Annotated in this window: 5 protein-coding genes and 1 tRNA gene; 3 read left to right on the plus strand and 3 right to left on the minus strand. The window is 59.4% G+C overall.

Annotated elements, in window-relative coordinates; all coding sequences use genetic code 11:
* The coding region (locus tag GJ634_RS14600; RefSeq protein ID WP_157503575.1) for an MFS transporter at nucleotides 1–340 on the minus strand (340 nt) is incomplete at its 3' end.
* 89 nt (nucleotides 341–429) lie between these two features.
* Complete coding sequence (locus GJ634_RS14605; RefSeq protein ID WP_157503576.1) at nucleotides 430–1029, minus strand: hypothetical protein; 600 nt, start codon at nucleotides 1027–1029, stop codon at nucleotides 430–432.
* A gap of 189 nt (nucleotides 1030–1218) precedes the next feature.
* Between GJ634_RS14605 and GJ634_RS14610 the strand changes: the two genes are divergently transcribed.
* Nucleotides 1219–1785: an ATP-binding protein gene (locus GJ634_RS14610; protein ID WP_157503577.1), complete on the plus strand. Its 567-nt coding sequence runs from the start codon at nucleotides 1219–1221 to the stop codon at nucleotides 1783–1785.
* Nucleotides 1786–1877: 92 nt separating this feature from the next.
* Nucleotides 1878–2489: a hypothetical protein gene (locus GJ634_RS14615; protein WP_197425550.1), complete on the plus strand. Its 612-nt coding sequence runs from the start codon at nucleotides 1878–1880 to the stop codon at nucleotides 2487–2489.
* 282 nt (nucleotides 2490–2771) lie between these two features.
* Here the strand turns inward: GJ634_RS14615 and GJ634_RS14620 are convergent.
* Nucleotides 2772–2843: transfer RNA gene (locus tag GJ634_RS14620), tRNA-Ala, on the minus strand.
* 248 nt (nucleotides 2844–3091) lie between these two features.
* Here GJ634_RS14620 and GJ634_RS14625 point away from each other — a divergent pair.
* Nucleotides 3092–3556, plus strand: a complete 465-nt coding sequence (locus tag GJ634_RS14625) for a 30S ribosomal protein S15 (protein ID WP_157503579.1) — start codon at nucleotides 3092–3094, stop codon at nucleotides 3554–3556.
* Nucleotides 3557–3635: the final 79 nt, after the last annotated feature.

Raw genomic sequence — 3635 nt, forward strand, 5'->3', positions numbered from 1 at the left:
CGACGAGCACCATCCCGGCGACCAGTACGGAGAGCGGGACGGGCACCGAGAGCAGGAGCGCCGCCGCGCCCGTCACGGCGACGCCCGCGGCGACGACGCGCGCCGGGCCGAGGCGGTCCGCGACCACGCCCGCCGGGAACTGCAGCAGCGCGTACACGAGCAGCATCGCCGTGAACGCCGCGCCGAGCACGCCGTTCGAGACGCCGTAGAGCGCGCGGAGCTCGGGGAACAGCGGCGGGAACGCGTACCGCAGGAACTTCGCGAGGAACCAGATGCCGGAGGCCGCGAACAGGACGCCGAGGCCGGCTCGCTTCCGGTCGGTGGGCGCGCGTCCGGGCATCCGTAGTGACGAGCGGACGACGGGGCTTCAGTGTGAAACGTCTGCCGACACCGCGGCGGGCCCGCGGGCGCCGGGCGGCCGGCACGCGCTCAGAACCCCCAGCGGAGGCCCGCCATCGAGGCGACGATGGCGACCATGAGCGCGAGCTCGACGAGGCTCAGCATCCCGTACTTCTTGTTCAGTTCGGCGAGGCGGTCGTGGTCGGTGTCGTCGGCGGCGATCTCGTCGAACATCCCCGCGGTGAACGTGTGCAGCGGTCCGAACCCGAGCGCGAGCAGCGCGGCGGCGAGCACGAGCGCCGCCCACAGCGACGGCGTCGGCGCGGCGAACAGCCCCATCAGGTGCGCGAGGCCGACGCCGGAGCCGACGACGCCGAGCGACACCGGCTCCATCAGGAGGTTCATCCGCGGGACGAACCCCGCGGCGAACTCCGCGTTCGCGTCCGCGGAGAGGCTCCCCATCACCGGGCCGAGCACGACCGCGCCGAGCACCGCGGTCCCGAACCAGAACGCCCCGAGGAAGAGGTGGACGGTGAACATGACTCGCGGGTCCCCCGAGAGGTAGCCCAGCACCGGGAGCACCAGCGGGACAGCGATTGCGCCGACCGCGAACGGTCGGGACGTCGCGTCGGCCATGAGGCTGTACCGCTCGCGGCTGTTCGTCGGTCGGTGTGCGTCAGTCAGCGACATACATGGTCCCCCTCACCACGAGTCGTAGGTACTCTGACATCCAGATAAGTGATGGGGTTCGAACAACTCTGGGGGTGTTGGCGAGAACGACTTTCGCGTACTCGTGTAATTCGGAAATGGATTCTCTTGACGTACAACTCCGAGAAGGTGGAGGATTAGATTAATTATCCCCCTCAGACACTTCTGGATATGCGAGTAAGCGAGGTCTTCGCACACAACAGCTATCCTGAATACACCTACGTAGAACGAGAGACTGGCGATTTGGAGACGAGTTTAGAGAACGCATTACGGATGCGTGGCGCTATTGTTTCCATTTCTGGCCCCTCCAAATCCGGTAAATCGATGCTGGTCAAGAGGGTTGCAAAACAAAGTCACATCACACAAATTGCGGAAGTAACTGGCTCAAATATTGAAAGTGTAGACGATCTTTGGGAGGAGGCCCTGAATAATATTGGGGCCCCGTCTGCTACTGAAGAACATTCTACTGAAAGAGAGGAAAGTGGAAGAACTGTCAAGGGTGGCGTTGATGTCGGATTTTCTGCAGGCGCTGACTCTCATTCTTTAGAGGGACAAGAGAACACGGATGTTTCAATCGATCAAAGGAGAGGTCTTAGCAGATTGATTGAGGTAGTAGATACGGACAATTTCATTCTCTTAATTGATGATTTCCACTATATTGACCAATCTATCCAGCCGGATATTGCTGAAGCGATTAAGGGAGCTGCAGAAAGGGTATTTCCGTTTGTGCAGCGCTAGTAGGATACCGGAGCGAGAATTTGGAGAAAGTTAATGACGATCTCACGGGAAGAGTCCGAAGCATCGAACTGGACTACTGGGATGACGATGATTTGCGGAAGATTGCAGAAACCGGATTCAGCGTTCTCCAAGTAAATTTCCCTGATTCGTTTATTGACCGACTCGTTCAAGAAGCGGCCGGTTCACCGTTGCTGATGCAACTTCTCTGTTACAGTGCCTGCATTCAGAACGATATTGTTGAGCCACGAGATGAAATGGAAGAGATACAGATTACTGAGCAAGATAAGCGGGACGTGTTTAGAGAGGCAATCCAGTGGGGCGGGTATTCAGATGTCGTTGAACGGATTTACCAAGGAGCCGTCACTCGGGGGGAAGACCGGGTACAGTATGTACTTCAGACGGGTGGAGAGGGAGACTACTATGAATGCTGCTTACGAGCTATTGCGGATAATCCACCCAAGTTTGCCTTTAGCCACCGGGAACTGTACAACCGAGTGAAGGATATTTGCTCTGGAAAGCACCCGAAAATAAATCAAATTGCGATGTTTTGTGAGAAAATGCGAGATTTAACCGAAGATGAGCGGCCTGATACTTCACTCGTTGATTGGGATGAGGATGAGGAGATGTTAAATATCTCTGAACCCGGTCTTCTATTTAATATACGGTGGGCGATTCGTTTGGGAATTCATGGCGAAGAGACGTAGTCGACTCAATATCTTCTCAGGTTCGGTTGCGGGTTCAGATGCTGAGTTGTGAGGCGTGTTTTGGATCTACGGCCTTAGCAACATCCCTAACCGAGAATCGAAGCTCCGGTCCTTTGCGTGGATAGATTTGGCACGACCTCCACCGCCTACACGCCAACTTGACTAACACACGCATAGCCCCATGACACAAACACGTGTGGACTCGTCGGGACTGAGCGAAACCGAAGGTTTCGCGAGGTACGACGAGTCCACTGACTGAGCGAACGAAGTGAGCGAAGGAAGTGGACTCGTCGGGATTTGAACCCGAGGCCTTCCCCGTGCCAGGGGGATGATCTACCACTGATCTACGAGCCCGCGAACGCATCACCAAGTTCCCGGTGGTCGTTGATAAACCCCGCGATTCGCGGGGAGGCGGCGAGCGGAGATGGAAACCCTTTACGTGCCGGAGGGCGTTCTCGCCTGTAGGGAACCACACGGCCGTAGATCCGACTTGTGCCGCGCGGGTTCGGACGCCGCTCGCGTCCGCTGGCGCGGCTTGGGACTGCGGTAGTGTCCGGCACCGCCGGGTGCCGTCAGCGTTTCGTGTAGTTCCAATCCGAACAATGGCACGAATGCACACGCGCCGCCGCGGGTCGTCCGGCTCGGACCGCCCGGCGGCAGACGAACCACCGGAGTGGAGCGACGTAGACGAGGACGCAATCGAGGACCGCGTGGTGGAGCTCGCCGAGCAGGGGCACGACCCCTCGCAGATCGGCCTGAAGCTCCGCGACGAGGGCGTGCAGGGCACGCCGATTCCGGACGTGAAGCTGGCGACCGGGAAGAAGGTCACCGAGATCCTCGAGGAGAACGACGCCGAACCGGACCTGCCCGAGGACTTCCGCAACCTCCTCGAGCAGGCCGTGCGGCTGCGCGAGCACGTTCAGGAGAACGGACAGGACCACCAGAACAAGCGCGCGCTCCAGAACACGGAGTCCAAGATTCGCCGCCTCGCGGACTACTACCGCGGCGACGAGCTCGACGAGGACTTCACGTACTCCTACGAGCACGCGAAAGAACTGCTCGAATAGATGGCGACGACGGGACGCAGTACAGCGGCGACCGAGCCCGACGCCGAGTCGGTGCTGGCCGACGCGGAGTTCGTCCGCG

The organism is Halobacterium sp. CBA1126 (genome assembly GCF_009741975.1).
In the GTDB taxonomy this organism is placed as follows: Archaea; Halobacteriota; Halobacteria; order Halobacteriales; family Halobacteriaceae; genus Halobacterium.